Source organism: Gordonia neofelifaecis NRRL B-59395 (genome assembly GCF_000192435.1).
Taxonomy (GTDB): domain Bacteria; phylum Actinomycetota; class Actinomycetes; order Mycobacteriales; family Mycobacteriaceae; genus Gordonia; species Gordonia neofelifaecis.
In genome coordinates this window covers 12,793-30,836 of the sequence record NZ_AEUD01000020.1, presented here as the reverse complement: position 1 = coordinate 30,836, position 18,044 = coordinate 12,793, and the positions used below count along the sequence as shown (strand labels likewise).

General features: G+C 68.3%; 22 protein-coding genes. 18 read left to right on the top strand and 4 right to left on the bottom strand.

The features are described 5' to 3' along the window. Positions 1–61: 61 nt before the first annotated feature. The 10 genes from SCNU_RS17845 to SCNU_RS17800 all read left to right on the top strand — a co-directional run bounded on the left by SCNU_RS17845 (position 62) and on the right by SCNU_RS17800 (position 8,942). On the top strand, positions 62–1,123 hold the full coding sequence (locus SCNU_RS17845) for an o-succinylbenzoate synthase (RefSeq protein ID WP_009680816.1): 1,062 nt from the start codon (positions 62–64) through the stop codon (positions 1,121–1,123). A gap of 228 nt (positions 1,124–1,351) precedes the next feature. Beyond that, positions 1,352–2,689 (top strand): cytochrome P450, encoded by a 1,338-nt coding sequence (locus tag SCNU_RS17840; protein WP_040518841.1) that lies wholly within the window; start codon positions 1,352–1,354, stop codon positions 2,687–2,689. After that, positions 2,689–3,282, top strand: coding sequence for a TetR/AcrR family transcriptional regulator (locus SCNU_RS17835; RefSeq protein ID WP_009680814.1), 594 nt, complete (start codon positions 2,689–2,691; stop codon positions 3,280–3,282). Before SCNU_RS17840 ends, SCNU_RS17835 begins: the two co-directional genes overlap by 1 nt. A 58-nt stretch (positions 3,283–3,340) precedes the next feature. Beyond that, a complete protein-coding gene (locus tag SCNU_RS17830; protein WP_009680813.1) occupies positions 3,341–4,222 on the top strand; it encodes an SDR family oxidoreductase in 882 nt (293 codons plus the stop codon). Positions 4,223–4,240: 18 nt separating this feature from the next. Next, a complete protein-coding gene (locus SCNU_RS17825; RefSeq protein WP_009680812.1) occupies positions 4,241–4,834 on the top strand; it encodes a hypothetical protein in 594 nt (197 codons plus the stop codon). Then, a complete protein-coding gene (locus SCNU_RS17820; RefSeq protein ID WP_009680811.1) occupies positions 4,831–5,340 on the top strand; it encodes a hypothetical protein in 510 nt (169 codons plus the stop codon). Before SCNU_RS17825 ends, SCNU_RS17820 begins: the two co-directional genes overlap by 4 nt. Then, positions 5,337–5,948 carry a hypothetical protein gene (locus SCNU_RS17815; RefSeq protein ID WP_009680810.1) on the top strand — a complete coding sequence of 204 codons (612 nt, stop codon included), beginning with the start codon at positions 5,337–5,339 and terminating at the stop codon, positions 5,946–5,948. The genes SCNU_RS17820 and SCNU_RS17815 overlap by 4 nt, the downstream gene beginning before the upstream one ends. After that, complete coding sequence (locus SCNU_RS17810; protein WP_009680809.1) at positions 5,948–6,547, top strand: hypothetical protein; 600 nt, start codon at positions 5,948–5,950, stop codon at positions 6,545–6,547. Before SCNU_RS17815 ends, SCNU_RS17810 begins: the two co-directional genes overlap by 1 nt. A gap of 32 nt (positions 6,548–6,579) precedes the next feature. After that, complete coding sequence (locus tag SCNU_RS17805; RefSeq protein WP_175284129.1) at positions 6,580–7,764, top strand: NAD(P)/FAD-dependent oxidoreductase; 1,185 nt, start codon at positions 6,580–6,582, stop codon at positions 7,762–7,764. 458 nt (positions 7,765–8,222) lie between these two features. Further along, positions 8,223–8,942 carry a DNA alkylation repair protein gene (locus SCNU_RS17800; protein ID WP_009680807.1) on the top strand — a complete coding sequence of 240 codons (720 nt, stop codon included), beginning with the start codon at positions 8,223–8,225 and terminating at the stop codon, positions 8,940–8,942. 3 nt (positions 8,943–8,945) lie between these two features. On the opposite strand, the gene SCNU_RS17795 is transcribed toward SCNU_RS17800, so the two are convergent. The 3 genes from SCNU_RS17795 to mftR form a co-directional block, all read right to left on the bottom strand. Continuing rightward, positions 8,946–9,332, bottom strand: coding sequence for a DoxX family protein (locus SCNU_RS17795; protein ID WP_009680806.1), 387 nt, complete (start codon positions 9,330–9,332; stop codon positions 8,946–8,948). A gap of 105 nt (positions 9,333–9,437) precedes the next feature. Continuing rightward, a complete protein-coding gene (locus SCNU_RS17790; RefSeq protein WP_009680805.1) occupies positions 9,438–10,496 on the bottom strand; it encodes a ferredoxin--NADP reductase in 1,059 nt (352 codons plus the stop codon). Between the two features lie 109 nt (positions 10,497–10,605). Then, positions 10,606–11,241, bottom strand: coding sequence for a mycofactocin system transcriptional regulator (mftR, locus tag SCNU_RS17785; protein ID WP_009680804.1), 636 nt, complete (start codon positions 11,239–11,241; stop codon positions 10,606–10,608). A 141-nt stretch (positions 11,242–11,382) separates the two neighbouring features. Here mftR and mftA point away from each other — a divergent pair, with 141 nt between their 5' ends. From mftA to mftD, 4 genes are all read left to right on the top strand, one after another. Beyond that, positions 11,383–11,475, top strand: coding sequence for a mycofactocin precursor MftA (mftA, locus tag SCNU_RS17780; protein ID WP_101841532.1), 93 nt, complete (start codon positions 11,383–11,385; stop codon positions 11,473–11,475). Then, positions 11,475–11,849, top strand: coding sequence for a mycofactocin biosynthesis chaperone MftB (gene mftB / locus SCNU_RS17775; RefSeq protein WP_009680802.1), 375 nt, complete (start codon positions 11,475–11,477; stop codon positions 11,847–11,849). The genes mftA and mftB overlap by 1 nt, the downstream gene beginning before the upstream one ends. A gap of 4 nt (positions 11,850–11,853) precedes the next feature. After that, complete coding sequence (gene mftC / locus SCNU_RS17770; RefSeq protein ID WP_009680801.1) at positions 11,854–13,146, top strand: mycofactocin radical SAM maturase; 1,293 nt, start codon at positions 11,854–11,856, stop codon at positions 13,144–13,146. A 91-nt stretch (positions 13,147–13,237) separates the two neighbouring features. Beyond that, the gene (gene mftD, locus SCNU_RS17765; RefSeq protein ID WP_009680800.1) at positions 13,238–14,455 is read left to right on the top strand and encodes a pre-mycofactocin synthase MftD; all 1,218 of its coding nucleotides are present in this window, start codon (positions 13,238–13,240) and stop codon (positions 14,453–14,455) included. 44 nt (positions 14,456–14,499) lie between these two features. On the opposite strand, the gene SCNU_RS17760 is transcribed toward mftD, so the two are convergent. Next, a complete protein-coding gene (locus SCNU_RS17760) occupies positions 14,500–15,324 on the bottom strand; it encodes an SDR family NAD(P)-dependent oxidoreductase (protein WP_009680799.1) in 825 nt (274 codons plus the stop codon). A gap of 134 nt (positions 15,325–15,458) precedes the next feature. Here SCNU_RS17760 and SCNU_RS17755 point away from each other — a divergent pair, with 134 nt between their 5' ends. From SCNU_RS17755 to SCNU_RS17740, 4 genes are read left to right on the top strand one after another with little or no spacing between them, the layout of a single operon-like run. Continuing rightward, positions 15,459–16,010, top strand: a complete 552-nt coding sequence (locus SCNU_RS17755; protein WP_009680798.1) for an FAS1-like dehydratase domain-containing protein — start codon at positions 15,459–15,461, stop codon at positions 16,008–16,010. Next, complete coding sequence (locus tag SCNU_RS17750) at positions 16,007–16,432, top strand: Zn-ribbon domain-containing OB-fold protein (protein ID WP_009680797.1); 426 nt, start codon at positions 16,007–16,009, stop codon at positions 16,430–16,432. Before SCNU_RS17755 ends, SCNU_RS17750 begins: the two co-directional genes overlap by 4 nt. Further along, positions 16,425–16,850 (top strand): hotdog family protein, encoded by a 426-nt coding sequence (locus SCNU_RS17745; RefSeq protein ID WP_050792863.1) that lies wholly within the window; start codon positions 16,425–16,427, stop codon positions 16,848–16,850. The genes SCNU_RS17750 and SCNU_RS17745 overlap by 8 nt, the downstream gene beginning before the upstream one ends. Continuing rightward, positions 16,847–18,031 (top strand): lipid-transfer protein, encoded by a 1,185-nt coding sequence (locus SCNU_RS17740; RefSeq protein ID WP_009680795.1) that lies wholly within the window; start codon positions 16,847–16,849, stop codon positions 18,029–18,031. The genes SCNU_RS17745 and SCNU_RS17740 overlap by 4 nt, the downstream gene beginning before the upstream one ends. Positions 18,032–18,044: the final 13 nt, after the last annotated feature.

Sequence of the window (18,044 nt, the reverse complement as noted above, 5' to 3'; positions counted from 1 at the left end):
TCTACGCCGGCTCGATCGTTCGGCGCAGGGATGACCGCGGCCCGGGCGATACCCTGGCGCCATGGTCTTCTCGTCGCCCACCGGCCGCAACCGGCAGTCTCCCTTCGGTACCTCCGATGACCGGAAGAAGCAGGTTCCCACCTTCCGCCTGAAGCCGAAGGATCCGCCGCCGCCCCGGATGCCGTCGGCCGACGAGCTCCTGGAGACGGCGAAAGTGGTCGCCCTGCCGATGCGGACGCGCTTCCGCGGAGTGACCGTCCGCGAAGCCCTCATCTTCTCCGGGCCTGCGGGTTGGGGCGAGTTCGCGCCCTTCGCCGAGTATGACGACGCCGAGGCGAAGACGTGGCTCGCGGCCGGGATCGAAGCCGCCTACCTCGGGCCGCCCGCGCCGGTGCGCGACCAGGTGCCGGTCAACGCGACGGTCCCGGCGGTCGCCGCAGAGGACGTCGCCGCGCTGATCGCACGGTATCCCGGCGTCGACACCGTGAAGGTGAAGGTCGCCGAGCCCGGCCAGAGCCTGGACGACGACGTCCAGCGCGTCGCGGCCGTGCGCGAGCACGTCGGTAACGTGCGGATCGACGCGAACGGCGGCTGGACCGTCGATCAGGCGATCGAGGCCATCGCCGCCATCGGCGACCTCGAGTACGCGGAACAGCCGTGCCGGACCGTCGAGGAACTCGCCGAGGTCCGCAAGGCGGTCCGTGTGCCGATCGCCGCGGACGAATCGATCCGTCGGGCGGGCGATCCGATGCGGGTCGCCGCGCTCGGCGCCGCCGACATCGGCGTTCTCAAGGTCGCGCCGCTCGGCGGGATGCGGGCCCTGGTCGCGCTCGCAGCGAAGCTGCCGATGGACGTCGTCGTCTCCAGCGCGCTCGACACCGCGGTCGGCATGTCGGCTGGAATCGGTGCGGCCGCGGCGCTGCCCGGACTGCATCGCGCCTGCGGGCTGGGCACGGGCGAGCTGTTCGCGAAGGATGTGGCGTCGTCGTTCCGGATCGAGCACGGCGTCGTTCGGCCGCGGCGCGTGGAGCCCGGAATCGACCTCCCGCTCGCGTCGGACGAGCGCACGGCGTGGTGGCATGACCGTCTGCGGCGGTGCCACGAGTTGCTGATCCGGCGGTAGCGGCAGGTTGTCGACCCAATCGTCCCCGTGACGGCGACTCGTGGACTATTCGTCCACGAACTGCCGTCACGGGGACGATTGGGTCAGTGGGGCTAGTCGACACCGCCGCGGCGCCCTGCGACGAATTCAAAGATTTGTCCCACGAGCTATAGACACAGATACGACCATTTGTTTCAATGGCGGTATGGGCCGCGTCACATCGACGTGGGTCGGACCGAGGAGGAACTGATGGTTTCAGTGCTCGCCCAGCCGGAGGTCGGCAGCGACCTGAAGGCGGTGCCGCTCAGTGATCGCAACGGGGTGCTGGAGATCCTGCAGATGCGCCGGGACCCGTTCGGCTACTCGGACCGGAAGCGTCTCGAATTCGGCGACGTCTCAGGGATGAACGCCTTCGGCGTGCGGATCGTGACCTGCTCGGGCGCGGAGGCGGCGAACGAGATCCTGATGAACAAGGACCGCGCCTTCGCGAACGCGCCGGCGTGGAGCTACTTCATCGGCCCGTTCTTCAACCGGGGCATCATGCTCCTCGACTTCGACGAACACCGGCATCATCGTCACATCCTGCAGCAGGCGTTCACACCGAAGGTGCTCAAGGGCTACATGGACGAGCTGCAGCCGATCGTCGCCGAGCGGGTGGCGCAGTTCCCGACCGGCCGCGTGAAGATGTTCTCCGAGCTCAAAGCGCTCACCCTCGACGTCGCTCTGGAGGTGTTCCTCGGTCTCGAACTGCCACAGCACGAGGCCGACCGGCTCAACAAGGCGTTCATCGAGACCGTTCGGGCGGGCGTCGCCTACGTCCGCAAACCCGTCCCCGGCGGCCGGTGGTGGAAGGGCCTGCGGTCGCGGAAGATCCTCGAGGAGTTCTTCTACGAGCACATCGACGCCAAGCGCGCGACGGCCACGCCCGACCTCTTCTCGGTGCTGTGCCATGCGGAGAGCGAAGACGGGGAGACCTTCACCGACGAGGACGTCGTCAACCACATGATCTTCGTGCTGATGGCCGCGCACGACACGTCGACCATCACGATGACGCAGATGTCGTACTGGATGGCCAAGCACCCGGAGTGGCAGGAGAAGGCCCGCGCTCAGTCCTTGGAGTTCGGCGCGACGCTCGACTACGGCGACCTGGGCGACCTCACGGTGCTCGACGCGATCATGAAGGAGTCGCTGCGGCTGTGCCCTCCGGTGCCCGCCCAGCCGCGGATGGCGATCAAGGACACGCAGGTCCAGGGGTTCTTCATCCCCGAGGGCACGATGGTCACGGTGCCGCAGCTGGTCAATCATCGCGATCGGCAGTACTACACCCATCCGGGGATGTTCGACCCCGACCGCTTCTCCGCCGATCGCGCGGAGGACAAGGGACACCGCATGGCGTGGATGCCCTTCGGCGGCGGCGTCCACAAGTGCATCGGCCTGTACTTCGGGCAGATGGAGATCAAGACGGTGATGCACCATCTGCTTCGGGGCTACGAGTGGTCGGTGCCCGCGGGCTACGAGATGCCGATGGACTACAGCGCACTGCCGGTCCCCAAGGACCGGCTGCCGGTGCAACTCCGGCGGCGCTAGTGGCCTCTGCGACGCGTAAGGTCCGCATCACCGCCTCGGTGTCCGAACAGGAGCAGGAGATCCTCGCTGCTGCCGCGGACGAGTTCGCCACCGAGGGCATTCGCCGGGCCAGTATGGACGCCGTCGCGCAGGCCGCGGGGGTCAGCCGCTCGACGCTGTATCGCCGGTTTCCGAGCAAGGATGCGCTTTTCCGGGCCGTCGCGCTGGAGACCTTCGAGGCCGGCCTGGCGCGATTGGAGGACGCCGCCGAGGGGCTCCCGCCGCGCGAGGCGGTGGTCGAGGCCTTCGCGCTCGGTGCTGAGATGGTGCAGACGCAGCCGCTGCTGCGGCGCGTGGTGCACGAAGACCACAGCGTGCGAGACGTGACCGGCGTCGTCAGTTCGCTGTTCATCGAGCTGGTGACCGCTCGCGTGGCGGCGACGCTGCGCTCCTGCGGTGCGACGATGCCCGACGACCGCCTCCTGCAAGCGGTCGAGATCCAGGTCCGCGTGGTGATGTCGTATCTCGAGGTACCCGCCAGCGACCCCGACCACTGGACTGCCGACTACGCGCGCGACGTGGCGCAGACCCATCTGGCACCGATGATCTATTGAGCGAATCCGCACAACGCTCTCCGCTTCTCATCCGACCACTTCCCTGGAGTACACACCCATGTCTCGTTCGCGCCCGTCGCTCTTCTCCCGCACCGATCGGCACGACGCCCGCCTGGCCCGTATCCGCGCCGGTGTGACGGGCAGAGTCGTCGCCGTCACCGGCGGGGCGCGGGGCATCGGTTTCGAGATCGCGACCCAGCTCCTCGATGCCGGGGCGCGGGTGGCGATCGGCGACATCGACGTCGACGCGGTCGGCAAGGCCGCCGCCGATCTCGGAATCGAGGGGATCGAACTCGACGTCACCAGCCGGGAATCGTTCGACGCCTTCCTCGACACCGTCGCAGAACGGGTGGGTCCGGTCGACGTGCTGGTCAACAACGCGGGGATCATGCCGGTCGGTCCGTTCCTCGACTATCGCGAGTCGTTGATCCGGGCCACCCTGAACGTCGATCTCCTGGGCGTCATTCTCGGCAGCCAGGCCGCGGCGTCGCGAATGGCGGACCGCGGTCGCGGGCAGATCGTGAACATCTCGTCGGTGGCCGGCAGGCTCCCGACCCCGGGCCTGACCGTGTACAACGCCGCCAAGGCAGGAGTCATCGAATTCTCCGAGGCGCTCGACTCCGAACTCTCCGGTCGCGGCGTCCGGGTCTCGACGGTGATGCCGACCTTCACCAACACCGGACTGATCGACGGTCTCGCCACGAACTCGATGGTGACCTCGGTGGACACCGACGTGGTCGCGCAGGAGGTGCTCGCCTCGATCGCTCGGGTCCGGGTCCGCGTCGCGGCGCCCCGATCGATGGGTTGGGTGAATGCGTACCCGGTCCTTCCGCGACCGCTCAAACGCGCCCTGCTGCGCACCACGAAGTCGGGCCAGATCTTCCTGAACCCCGACCCCGAGTCACGATCCGCTTACAGCAAGCGGATCGGTCAGAGTTGAGTCGCTACCCTCGACCGGGTGGGCCTCACACGATCAGACGAACGTCTCCGGCAATGGCGGCGTGCGCGCGGCGAACTGCGAAGTGCGCGTGACGATCTGTCGGCGGCAGAGGCGTCCGCGGGGCTGCGAGCGACCATGTCACGGCGCACCCGGACGATCCTCGCGGCGATCGCGACAGCGGCCGTGGTGGTCGCCGGGGTCGCGATCTGGTACGCCGCGTCTGCGCCGACGCAGTACTCCGACGAGGACTATCTGAAAGCCGCGACCGCCAGTGTGGAGTTGCTGCTGGACGTCGACTCCAACGATCCGAACCGGGCCAAGCAGATCCTGGCGGGCTCCACCGGTTCCTTCCACGATGCGTTCGCGCAGTCGGCTGACGCGTACAGCGCGTACGTGAAGGAGTCCGGCGCGCACGGGCAGGGCGCCGTCGACGCCGCCGCGGTGCAGTACAGCTCGACGGATGGCGCGGAGGTGATGGTCGCGGCCAGCATGCAGGTCACCAACAAGGACTCACAGGCGGGCACCGAGCCGCTGCAGACGCTGCGCCTCGTCGTCAGCGTGGTTCCCGAGGACGGGCGGCTGAAAGTCGATGGGCTGGTGATGGTTCCGTGAGCCGGCTCGTCGCCTATCTCGAGAAGCCGATGACCTGGCGTGGCATTCTCGTCCGGCTCGTGCTGGCGTTCGCGGTCTTCGTGGCGGCGCTGGTGTTCTGCATCCGCGGGCTCGACGACCGGACCGAGCAGTCCGATGCCGCTCAGGCGCGTGCGACGCTGCAGGAGAAGGCCGGCAGCATCGTCGCCGACGTCTTCTCCGTCGACTCCCGCACCTGGTCGAGCGACCGCAAGACCGCCCGCAGCCTGGTGGCGCCGCCGTTGTCGATCGCGTCCGGTCGGGCCCTGAACGGTCCGCCGCCTGACGGCACGACCGCCGTCAGCTGGGTCCCGCAGAACGTCGCGGTCTCCTGGGCCGACGCCGATGCGGGCGAGGCGCTGGTGATCGTGCAGGTGACGGTGACCGCACGTAGCGGACATGTGGAGAGCAAGGTGAAATCGGTCCAGTCGTCGTACGTCCGGTCCGGCGACCGCTGGCTGCTCAGCGGATTGGAGGAGCTGCAGTGACGGACGATCCGGCCGACAGCCGCAGGCTGCAACAGGCGCGCGACCGGTATGACGCCGCGGTGCTCGCCGAACAGCAGACGCGTGATGCGGCGGCGCCCGCGCGTGTCCGGCAGGCGCACCGGCGCGCGGCCGGTGTCCGGCTGGTGGTCGTCGCCGCGGTGATCACCGCCCTCGGGCTGCTGCTCGCGGGATGGTGGGCGCACGGCTCGGCGGACTCCATGGCGTCCACCGCCGCCGACGACCAGGCGGCTCGCGAGGCGGCCGAGCACGCCGTGGTCACGATGCTGACCGCGGACCCCGCGCACGCCGATCGCTATGTTCAGGACATCCTGTCGGTCAGCACCGGCGATCAGCGGATCCGGATCCAGGGCGCGCGGGACGAACTGGAGAAGCTGGTGGCGGCGCAGCCGCGGTCCACCTCCGGTCAGGTCCTGTCGTCCGGGGTGGTCGGCACTGAAGGGGACAAGACCACGATCCTGCTCGTCGCCCAGGCGACGAGCCCGGAGCTGATCGGCGGCGATCCGTCGCAGAACCGGGTCGGGGTCACCGCGACGATGGTGCAGGTCGACGGCCGCTGGCTGGTGCAGCAGACGGAAGCGGTGTCGTGATGGGTGCGCATTCGGCAGGCGAGGAACTCGTCGCGGAGGAGCAGACCGAGACGCTGCCCGAGGTGCGGCCGAGCGGACTGTGGTCGCGATGGCGGGCCCAGGTCCGGGCCGACCGCCGATGGCAGGTGCTGTGGGCGATCGTCGTCGCCGCGGCACTCGTCGTCGGTGCCGTGTGTCTGTACTCCGGACTGCAATCGCGTGCCGAACCCGTGCAACCCGACCACACGGCGGTGCAGGCGGCGGCCGACGGCGTCGCCGCGCTGATGACGTTCAGCCCGGACGACACACCGCAGCAGCGCACCGAGGTCGAGAAGCACCTGACCGGCACGCTGGCTGCCGACTACGCTGCTCGCGGGCCCGACGTCGTCTTTCCGGAAGCGGTCGCGTCGAAGATCTCCATGAAGACGACGGTCTCCAGCGCCGCGCCGGGCGAGGAACACGATCAGCAGATGTCCGTCCTGGTGTTCGCCACGCAGGAGGTGGTGGTGGGCAAACAACAGGACTACCCCACGCGGATAGGTATCGCGCGGTGGGCCACGGTCACTAAGGTGGGCGATGTTTGGCGATTGTCGCGGGTGGAGAACGTTTCGCCGCAATGAGATTGGAATGTGACGCAGTGGTGAAGTCACCGATGGTGATTGTGGGAGCAGGGCTCGGCGGGGTGCGCCTGGCCGAGAATCTGCGGAATGGCGGATACGACGAGGAGATCATCCTGCTCGGCGCCGAGCCGCATCCCCCGTACGACCGGCCGCCGCTGTCGAAGACGGTGCTGACGGGCGACGACGAGCGCGTCGACCTGAAGCCCGCCGAGTTCTTCGACGAAGCCGGCGTCGACCTCCGGACGGGCACGCGGGTGGTCGCGGTGGATCCGAGCGCGCATGCGGTGACGGTCGAGGGCGACGGGCGGACCGAGCAGATCGAGTACGGCAGCCTGGTGCTCGCGACCGGCCTGGTCGCCCGGACCTTCCCGGGGACCGACGGTCTCGTCGGCGTGCACGTGATCCGGACGTTCGAGGACGCCGTCGCACTGCGGGCCGAGGCGGCGTCCGCGTCGCGGGCGGTGGTGATCGGCGCGGGCTTCATCGGCTGCGAGGTGACCGCGAGTCTGCACAAGCTCGATGTGCCCGTCACGCTGATCGAACCGACGCCCGCCCCGCTGTCGGGACCGCTCGGGCCGCGGATCGGCCAGATGGTGACGCGCCTGCACGTCGAGGCGGGGGTGGACCTGCGCGTCGGCGTCGGCGTGGACGAGATCCTGACCGAGGACGGTCGTGCAGTCGGCGTCGCACTGTCGGACGGCAGCCGGGTGGACGCCGATCTGATCGTCGTCGGCATCGGCGGCTACCCGGACCTCGGCTACCTCGACGGTTCGGGAATCGAGATCGCCGACCGGTCCGCCGGGGGCGGTGTGGCGTGCGACGGTGTCGGGCGGACGAGCGCCGCGGACGTCTACGCGCTCGGCGACTGCGCCAACTGGCACGACGTCGACGGCCGTCCGCATCGGGTCGAACACTGGACGCACACCGTCGACCACGCGGCGATGGTCGCCGCGCAGCTGTTGGGGCACGCGATTCCGCACCAGCCGGTCCCGTACTTCTGGAGCGACCAGTACGGACTGAAGTTCCAGATGCTCGGCTCCCCGCGGTCGGACGACGAGGTGCACCTGGTCGACGACGACGGCCGCAAGTTCCTCGCCTACTACAGCCGTGAAGGACTCCTCACCGGCGTCGTCGGCGCCGGCCGGGTCGGCAAGCTGATGAAGGCCCGGCAGTTCCTGCTCACACCGACACCGATCGCGACGCTCCTCGAAGGATGAACGCAGAGGGATGAACGCAGAGGGATGAACGCAGAGGGATGAACGCAGAGGGATGAACGCAGAGGGATGAACGCAGAGGGATGAACGCAGAGGGATGAACGCAGAGGGATGAACGCAGAGGGATGAACGCAGAGGGATGAACGCAGAGGGATGAACGCAGAGGGATGAACGCAGAGGGATGAACGCAGAGGGATGAACGCAGAGGGATGAACGCAGAGGGATGAACGCAGAGGGATGAACGCAGAGGGATGAACGCAGAGGGATGAACGCAGAGGGATGAACGCAGAGGGATGAACGCAGAGGGATGAACGCAGAGGGATGAACGCAGAGGGATGAACGCAGAGGGATGAACGCAGAGGGATGAACGCAGAGGGATGAACGCAGAGGGATGAACGCAGAGGGATGAACGCAGAGGGATGAACGCAGAGGGATGAACGCAGAGGGATGAACGCAGAGGGATGAACGCAGACTCCGCGGCCGCCGACATCGTCGCCCGGGTGGTGGCGATGGGCGACCCGGAGCGCGCGGCATCGTCGTTGCGGTTCTTCAAGACCGGACCGGGGGAGTACGGCGAGGGCGACCGGTTCGTCGGCGTCCGAGTGCCTGCGCTGCGGACGCTGGCGAGGTCGTTGCGCGGGCTGCCCGCGGCGACGGTCGTGGAACTGCTGTCCGGGGAACTCCACGAGGTCCGGATGCTCGCGCTGTTGGTGGTCGCGGAGAACTACCGGATGAGCGAGCCCGAGGCCTGGGTCGAGCTCTATCGCGAGGCGATCCGGGCCGGGCGTGTGAACAACTGGGATCTCGTGGACTGCTCGGCCGCCACGATTCTCGGCGATCACCTGTGCCGTGGAGGCGACCACACCGAACTGCTGCGCTGGGCGTCGTCGGACGATCTGTGGGAGCGCCGCGTGGGCATCGTCGGGACGCACGCGTTCATCATCGCCGGACGCTCGGAGGCGATTCTCGCCGTCGCGCCGCTGGTGGTCGACGATCGTCGTGACCTGATCCAGAAGGCCCTCGGCTGGATGCTGCGCGAGATGGGCAAACGCGTCGACGAGACGACGCTGCTCGACTACCTCGAGGCGAACGCCGCTCGCATGGGGCGGACGGCGCTGTCGTACTCGGTGGAGCGGCTGTCGAAGGAGCGGCGGTCGTACTTCCGGGGCCTGCGGTCGTAGGCGCTACTCGCCTTCGGGCGTGGGCCTCGCGCCCCGCCGCACCAGCAGCGCCAGCACGATCAGCGGGATCTGCAGCGGCAGTCGTGCCCAGGCGATCGTCTTCAGCGTGGGGCTCTTGTCGACCCACAGTCGGATCATGTTGACGTTGGCCGGGAACACCGCGACGAACAGCGCCGCGGCGAGACCGGCTGCTGTCCGACGGGTCCGCGGCGCGAGAACCGCTGCGCCCAAACCGATCTCGGCAACCCCCGAGGCATAGGTCCACGCGCGCTTGTCGCCGGGCAACTCGTCGGGGACGAGCGCGTCGAACGGCTTCGGCACCGCGAAGTGCAGCGCACCGGGGATGAGCAGGATCAACGACAGGACTCGGGCCAGGCGTTCATTCGTCATGCCCCGAGCCTAGTGCTCCGAGAGCTTCGCACTACCAACGCGTAGATCAGTCGAGAATCGGACATTGCGAGGGGACCTCGCGCCATACGCGTTGGTAGTGCGAGATCAGAACTCGATCTTGAGCTTGTCGGCGGTCGGCCGCGCCTGGCAGCCGAGGATGTAGCCGTCGGCGATGTCGTCGGGATCGAGCGCGCCGGTGACTTCCATGTCGACGGTGCCCTCGATGAGAGTGCAGGCACAGGAACCGCACTCGCCCTCCTGACAGGAGTAGGGCGCGTCGAGACCGGCGGCGAGCATGATGTCGACCAGCGTCCGCGAACGCGGCCACGACAGGGTGTGCGACTCGCCGTCGAGCTCCACCTCGACCTCGGCCGCGGCGGCGGCCTCCTCCGCGGAGACCTCGCCGAGCGCGATGTCCTCGAAGGGATCGCCGGAGAGCGAGTTGTAGATCTCGACGTGGACGCGCTTGCTGTCGAAGCGGCCCTTGATCAGGCCGCTGTGAGCGGCCTCCATGAACGGACCGGGACCGCACATGTACGCGGTGTGCGTCGCGGACATCGGTCCGAACAGGGTCGCGAGGGTGCGGTCGCTCGGGAGACCCTGCACCGACTCGAGCCAGTGCAGCACGGTCAGCCGGGCCGGGTACTTGCCCTGGAGCTCGCGCAGTTCCTCGCCGAAGATCACGTCGTTCTCGCCGCGGTTGGCGTAGAAGAAGGTGATCTGGCCGGTGCCGGTCAGCAGCGCGTGTTTGAGGATCGACATCACCGGGGTGACGCCCGAGCCCGCGGCGATCAGCAGCAGCGGGGTGTGGAAGTTGTCCGGGGTGAAGACGCCCGACGGCGGCAGCGCCTCGATCTCGGTACCTGCCTCGAGGTTGTCGCAGATCCAATTGGAGCCGTAGCCGTCGGCGGTGCGCTTGACGGTGACCTTCGGCAGCTTGTCGTGCCCGGGGGCCGACGACAGTGAGTAGCACCGCGCGACCGACCCGGTCTGATCGCTCGGGATGCGCAATGTGAGGAACTGTCCCGGCTGGTAGTTCGCGAACTTGTCCGCGTGGACGTCAGGGATGTCGAAGACGATGCTGCGCGCGTCTGCGGTCTCATCGATCACCTCGGAGACGGTGAGGATGGCGCTGCGCGCGCTGTGCGGGGTCAGTTCGGTCATCGTTGACTCTCTGTGGAATCGGGCCCGGGTTTCGGGCAGTCGAGCAAATTAGAACGTGTTCTATATTAGGATATCAGCGCCTGCGAGTGTGTCACAGCGTTCATTCCGGCTAGCGGGAGGTGGACGGCGGCGGATCGGGTGTCGCCAGCGACGCGACTCCGCCGATGAGGACCCGGCTCCCGATCTCCAGGAGTTCGGTGAGATCTGAGTCCGGGTCGAGCAGCCACTGATCGTAGGCGGCGAGCGCCGTGCCCAGGGTCTGCCAGGCGATGGTCTGCGGGATGTGCGACGCCGGGTCGAGGCCCAGTCTCTCAGCGCAGTGGTCGGCGATCACCTGTCGCCAGTCGGCGTACATGAGCATCGAATGCGCTTGCAGGGCAGGGACTCCCAGGAGGAGGGCCATGCGTCGACGATGCTCGTCGAGCTCCGGTTCGGGCACGGTGTTGAACGCGATCAGGGCGTCGCGCAGAGCGACCCCGAGCGGCACGTCGGCCGGGCTGCTCCGCAGCAGGTCGCGCAGGCCGTCGAGATGTTCGGTGAATTCGCCCCACGCGAGGGAGTTCTTCGACGGGTAGTAGCGGAAGAGTGTCCGGCGGGCGATTCCGGCGGCGTTGGCGATGTCGTCGACGCTGGTCTCGTCGAACCCGTTCTCGGTGAACAGATCGATGGCGAGACTGCTCAGTCGGCCACGCGTGGTGGCCGCCGGGCGCCCGCCGAGGACGCCGCCACGCCCAGATCTGGTCATCTCGATTCTCCTTCGCGGTCCGAAACCGCCGGTCACGATGGTACGACGAATGAATTTTCGCCAACCACTGGTGATTATGCACCGAGTGCCATTAGTGTGTGAACCGAACCACATCAGTACTCGTGAAGGAGGATGGTTCATATGGCCGATCAGGCGAATGCGACTCAGCAGGATCTCGTGGCTGAGTCTCTGGTGGAGGAAGTGTCCATCGACGGGATGTGTGGCGTCTACTGATGACGACTCCATCAAGCACTGCTCCCGGCGGCCTCGCGGCAGCCGGGAGCAGTACCCCGTTCGACGTCTCGCGCGCCTGGCGACTGAACCCGAAGGTCGCACTTCGGCCGGAGCCCTTCGGTGCGTTGCTGTACCACTTCGGAACACGCAAGCTCTCGTTCCTCAAGAACCTCGTCGTCGTGGATCTGGTGCAGGCCCTCGCCGACCACGACAGCGCCGATGCGGCGATGGCCGCGATCGGCATCGCGGACGCCGAGCGCCCGCTGTACCTGCAAGCTCTCACTGCGCTGAGCGAGTCCGGGATGATCGTCGAGCGGTCGTCCTCGGACCAGTCGGCGCCCCCGAACCCACCGGCAGTCTCGACCGAGGAGTGACCCTGTGACCACCGTCGAATCCCGCCCCGGCACCGACGCGCTCGGCATGCCGTCCCTCACCCCACCGCTGACCGTGCCCGCGCCGCCCAAGGTCGGGCGCCTGGTCGACCAGTTCGAGCGAGGGCTGGACGCGCCGATCTGTCTCACCTGGGAACTGACCTACGCCTGCAACCTGTCGTGCGTCCACTGCCTGTCGAGTTCGGGCAAGCGCGACCCGCGCGAGCTGTCGACCGAGCAGTGCAAGGCGATCATCGACGAGCTGCAGCGCATGCAGGTGTTCTACGTCAACATCGGCGGCGGCGAGCCGACCGTGCGACCCGACTTCTGGGAGCTGGTCGACTACGCCACCGATCATCAGGTGGGCGTCAAGTTCTCGACCAACGGTCTGCGGATCACGCCGGAGGTGGCGCAGCGACTGGCGGCGTCGGACTACGTCGACGTCCAGATCTCGCTCGACGGCGCCGACGCCGAGGTCAACGACGCGGTGCGCGGCCCAGGCTCGTTCGACATGGCGGTCCGGGCGCTGGAGAACCTCGCGGACGCCGGGTTCAAGGACGCCAAGATCAGCGTCGTGATGACCCGGCACAATGTCGCACAGCTCGACGAGTTCAAGGCGCTCGCCGATCGCTACGGCGCCACCCTCCGCATCACCCGGCTGCGCCCGTCGGGTCGCGGTGCCGACGTCTGGGATGACCTCCACCCGCTGCCGGAACAGCAGCGCGAACTGTACGAATGGCTGGTCGCGCACGGCGACCGCGTCCTCACGGGCGACTCCTTCTTTCACCTCTCGGCCTTCGCCGAGAGCGGCACGGGCGGTGGACTGCCCGGCCTGAACCTCTGTGGCGCCGGTCGCGTGGTGTGCTTGATCGACCCGATCGGCGACGTCTACGCCTGCCCGTTCGCGATTCACGAGAACTTCCTTGCGGGCAACATCACCACCGACGGCGGATTCCAGGAGATCTGGCAGCGGTCGGACCTGTTCACCGAACTGCGGGAGCCGCAGAGCGCCGGCGCGTGCGCCAGTTGCAATCACTACGACGCCTGCCGCGGCGGCTGCATGGCGGCCAAGTTCTTCACCGGACTGCCGCTGGACGGACCCGATCCCGAGTGCGTGCAGGGCTACGGCGAGTCGCTGCTCGCGGGCGAACGGTCGAAGCCGACCGCGAACAAGGACCACTCGCGCGGCGTGCCACTGACCCTGATGACGCGACCGCCGTCGCGCGACTGCGACGAGAATCCGCTCGCCGGGTTCATGCCCACCACCGCCACCGGGTGCTCGTCCTCCGGTTGCTCCTGACGTCGTCTGGAATACCCCGCCCAGTGATCGGGGCGGGGATTCGACCAGCGGTGACGCACATCCACCATCCACAGCAGGAAAGAGTCTGATCATGTCGAAGTTCTCCGAGATCATGGAGAAGAACCCGTGGCGCCAGAACCCGTGGTTCGAGACCGTCGGGGAAGCGCAGCGTCGCGCGAAGAAGCGGCTGCCGAAGACGGTGTACTCGTCGCTGATCGCGGGCACCCAGGCGGGCATCACGGTCAACGACAACGTCGACGCGTTCGGTGAGCTGGGTTTCTCGCCGCACGTCATCGGTGTGAAGCCCGAGCGCAACCTCGCCACCAAGGTGATGGGTCAGGACCTGCCGTTCCCAGTGATGATCTCGCCGACCGGCGTGCAGGCCGTCAACCCGGACGGCGAGGTCGCCGTCGCCCGCGCAGCGGCCGCACGCGGCACCGCGATGGGACTGTCGAGCTTCGCGAGCAAGCCGGTGGAAGAGGTCACCGCGGTCAACGACAAGATCTTCTTCCAGATCTACTGGCTCGGCAGCAAGGAAGACATCCTGGCCCGCGCCGAGCGCGCCCGCGCCGCCGGCTGCAAGGGCCTGATCGTCACCACCGACTGGACGTTCAACGTCGGACGTGACTGGGGCAGCCCGGAGATCCCGGAGCAGGTGGACCTGCGAGCCGTCGCGAAGCTGGCTCCGGAGATGATCACCAAGCCGAAGTACGCGATGAGCTGGTTCCGGGACGGCAAGCTCCTCATCCCGGACCTGAGCGCACCGAACATCGCGCACAAGGGCGAGCCCGGCCCGACCTTCTTCGACGTCTACGGCACCTGGATGAACACCCCGCCGCCCACGTGGGAGGACCTCCAGTGGCTGCGCGAGCAGTGGGACGGCGAGTTCATGGTCAAGGGCGTCACCCGGATCGACGACGCGCGCCGCGCGGTCGACATCGGCGCCACCGCGATCTCGGTCTCGAACCACGGCGGCAACAACCTCGACGGCACGCCGGGCACCATCCGCGTGCTGGGCCCGATCGCGGACGCGGTCGGCAACGAGGTCGACGTGCTGCTCGACGGCGGCATCCGCCGCGGCAGCGACGTGGTCAAGGCGCTGGCGCTGGGCGCGAAGGCCGTCATGATCGGCCGCGCCTATCTGTGGGGTCTGGCCGCCAACGGGCAGACCGGCGTCGAGAACGTGCTCGACCTGCTTCAGATGGGCATCGACTCGGCCATGATGGGCCTCGGCAAGTCCGACATCGCCGACCTCTCGCGCGCCGACCTGATCATCCCGGAGGGCTTCGAGCAGATCCACGGAGCCTGAGCTCCAACGGAACACCGACGACGCGCTGACCGCACCGGATGCGGTCAGTGCGTCGTCGGCGTTCCGAGCGAGGCCAGAACCTCGTCGATGTCCGGCACCGCGGCGCCCATGGCCATCAGTCCCGAGTCGATGATGTGGGTCTGACCCGAGATGAACCGGGACTCGTCGCTGCCGAGGAAGACCGCGAGATGGGCGACGTCGTCGGGCGCACAGAAGCCGGGCACCGTCTGATGCTTGGCGATGGCGTCGAGCAGTCCCGGAACGGGGAACACCTCGAGCGCGCCGGGGGAGAGCACGAGTCCGGGCGCGATCGCGTTGCATCGGATGTTGTGCCTGCCGTGGCTGGTCGCCACGTAGCGGGTCAGCGCGATCACCGCACCCTTCACCGATCCGTAGGCCGCCATCGTGGTGTTGCCGTTGAACGGCGCCGCCGAGGCCGTGTTGATCACCGAGCCGCCGCCGGTCCGCACCATCTCGGGGAGCACCACGCGCGTGCCGTTCACCACGCCGAGAAGATCCACTTCGAACGCGGTGCGCCACGCCGAGTCGGGGGTGTCGACGACCGTCGTGTCGATCGAGTTCTCGACGATTCCGGCGTTGTTGTGCAGGACGTCGATGCGGCCGTAGCTCCGCAGGGCCGCCGCGACGACGGCCGCATGGTCGTCGGGGACCGTCACGTCGACGCGATGAGAGATCGCGGCACCGCCCGCGGCGACGATGCGGTCCGCGACCGACGCCGCCGCGTCGCCGTTCAGATCGGTGACGACCACGTTGGCGCCCTCCGCGCCGAAGCGGAGCGCGGTGGCCTCCCCGATGCCGCTGCCGGCTCCGGTGATGTAGGCGGTCTTTCCGGCCAGTCGATCCGTCATGTGCGGGGCTCCTTCGAGGTCAAGTGGGACGTACCCGGTCGACGCTAAAGCGCGGAAACGACGGTCGACGGCGCGGTCTCAGCCAGTGAGACCGGCGCGGACAACGGCGGATCGTCGCGCCGACAGTGGGTCGCATGGCCGATTTGGAAGCACGACTCCAGCGCTTCGTTGGGCGAGAGGCCGAGCCGCGTCGCACGGCCCGGTACCGCGTCAACGACGCGATGATCCGCAACTGGGTGGAGGCGCTCGACGACTACAACCCCGTCTACATCGACCGGGCCGCGGCCGTGGAGACCGGACGGGACACCGTCGTGTGCCCGCCCGCGATGGTGTCGACCTGGGTGATGTCGGGCCTGCGCCGCTACCGCGAGGTCCAGGCGCTCCGAGCCCGCGGTGAGGCCGAGCCCTCGGCGTACTCCGAGATGCTCGGACTGCTGGACGCCCACGGATTCACCGCGGTCGTCGCGACGGACGTGGAACAGGACTACGCGCGGGAGATCCGCCCCGGCGACCACGTGGTCGCCGACTACCTCATCGAGTCCGTCTCCGGACGCAAGTCGACCGCCCTGGGCGACGGGCACTTCATCACGCTCGCGAAGACCTACCTGGAGTCCGAGACCGGCGACGTGCTGTGCACCGAACGCTTCCGGCTCCTGCGGTACGCGCCCACGGCGGCGGCCCAGTGACCGCCGTACCCCGCCTCACCGTCACCGGAGACAACGAGTTCTTCTTCGAGGGCTGCCGACGCGGTGAGCTGCGGATCCAGAAGTGCGGCGACTGCGAGGCGCTGCGCCATCCGCCGACGCCGGTCTGCCCGCACTGCCGCTCGGCGGAGCGGAGCCACATCGTGGCGTCAGGCGCGGCGACCCTCCACAGCTACACCGTCGTGCACCACCCGAAGGACGACGCCTTTGACTACCCGCTGGCGGTCGGACTCGTCGACCTGCCGGAGGGCACTCGATTCGTCGCCGACATCGCCGGAATCGATCCCGAGAACCTGACCCTCGGGATGCGACTGCGGTTCACCTTCACCGAGCACGCGCACGGCGAGATCCTCCCCACGCTGGTGCCCGACACCGGCATCGACCAGGAGAACACCGATGACTGACTTTTCCACGCCCACGGTCTTTCCCATGCCCGCGGTCGGGGACGTCCTACCCGCCCTGACCATCGACGTCGACCACACGATGATCGCTGCGGGCGCCCTCGCGTCGCAGGACTTCGAGGACGTCCACCACGATCCGTCCAAGGCCCGGGCGCGCGGCTCACGCGAGGTGTTCATGAGCATCAACACCACCAACGGGCTGATCGACCGCTTCATCACCGACTGGACCGGTCCGGCCGCCCGGATCGACAGTGTGAAGCTGCGTCTCGGGGTGCCGATGTACGCGGGTGACAGCCTGGCCCTCACCGGCGAGGTGACCCACACCGAGCCGCTGACCGTGCGGGTGGTCGGAGCCAACGGCCTCGGCGTCCACGTCCGCGCGACCGTCGTTCTCGGCGAGTACGGGAGGGATCGAGCGTGACGATCACCTCGTTCGCCGGGCACGCCGCCATCGCCGGAATCGGCGCCACCGAGTTCTCCAAGAACTCGGGACGCAGTGAATGGCAGTTGGCCTGCGAGTGCGTTCTGGCGGCGCTCGACGACGCGCAGATCCCCGTCGCCGACGTCGACGGCTTCGCCCTGTTCACCATGGAGACCAACCCGGAGATCGCCGTCGCCCGCGCGCTCGGCATCCCCGAACTGAAGTTCTTCAGCCGGATTCCGCACGGCGGCGGCGGAGCGTGCGCCCCCGTGCAGCAGGCGGCGCTCGCCGTGGCCGCGGGAGTGGCCGAGACGGTGGTCGTCTACCGGGCCTTCAACGAACGGTCGGGCACCCGGTTCGGGGCCGGTCCGCCGCCGTTCGCGTACAACGCGAATACCGATCAGGAGTACCGGAACTGGATCAACCCGTACGGGCTCCTGACACCGGCGTCGCAGGAGGCGTTCCTGGCGCGGCTGTACATGGAGCGCTACGGCGCCACCAGCGCCGACTTCGGCGCGATCTCCGTGCTCTCGCGCCGGAACGCCGCCACCAACCCGAAGGCGTGGTTCTACGAGCGGCCGATCACCATCGAGGACCACCAGTCGTCCCGGATGATCGCCGATCCGCTGCGCCTGCTGGACTGCTGCCAGGAGACGGACGGCGGTCAGGCCCTGGTGATCACCACCGTCGAGCGGGCCCGGGACCTCCCGAACCCGCCCGCGGTGATCGCCGCCGCCGCGCAGGGCGTCGGCCCGCAGCAGATCTCGATGAGCAGCTACTACCGCGACGACATCGAGCGGATGCCGGAGGTGGAGCTGGTGGCCGACCAGCTGTGGCGCCAGTCGGGACTGTCGGCCGCGGAGATGGACGCCGCGATCCTGTACGACGCCTTCACCCCGATGGTGCTGCTGCAGTTGGAGGAGTACGGGTTCTGCGGACGCGGCGAAGCGAAGGACTTCATCGCCGACGGCCACCTCGACCTCGGCGGCTCCCTGCCGACCAACACCAACGGCGGCCAGCTCGGCGAGGGCTACATCCACGGCGTCAACGGCATCGCCGAAGCCGTTCGGCTGATCCGCGGGACCTCCGTCAACCAGCCGGCCAAGACCATCGACCACGTCCTGGCGACCGGCGGCTCGCCGGTCCCGCACAGCGCCGTCGTCCTCGGCAGCGACCGCTGACCGGCGCCCGAAT